Origin of the sequence: Gordonia sp. HS-NH1, from assembly GCF_001418765.1 — a bacterium.
Classification (GTDB): Bacteria; Actinomycetota; Actinomycetes; order Mycobacteriales; family Mycobacteriaceae; genus Gordonia.
This window is the reverse complement of the sequence record NZ_LIYC01000138.1, coordinates 1-379: the sequence shown is the minus strand read 5'-3', so window position 1 is coordinate 379 and position 379 is coordinate 1. Positions and strand designations below refer to the sequence as shown.

The following is a 379-nucleotide window of genomic DNA, read 5'->3' as shown; positions in this document are numbered from 1 at the left end:
ACTGGCCGACAACACCGTCGGCAGAACCATCGACACCCTGCTACGCCAAGATCTGCTCATCCTCGACGAGATCGGATTCGCACCACTCGACGACACCGGCACCCAACTACTGTTCCGGCTCGTCGCCGGCGCCTACGAACGCCGATCTCTCGCGATCGCCAGCCACTGGCCCTTCGAACAATGGGGACGATTCCTGCCCGAACACACCACCGCCGCCAGCATCCTCGACCGGCTCCTACACCACGCCACCATCGTCATCACCGACGGCGACTCCTACCGCATGACACACCGAACGGAGGTGCCACCCACCTAGAACATCCCGCACAGGGTGGGGACTTTTACCTGGCCACCAGCGGGGACATCAAACTGGCCGTTGACA

At 62.8% G+C, this 379-nt stretch carries 1 protein-coding gene; it reads left to right on the top strand.

The window, feature by feature from the left end; genetic code table 11:
- The coding region (locus tag AMD30_RS24395; RefSeq protein WP_197282854.1) for an ATP-binding protein at nucleotides 1-313 on the top strand (313 nt) is incomplete at its 5' end.
- Nucleotides 314-379: the final 66 nt, after the last annotated feature.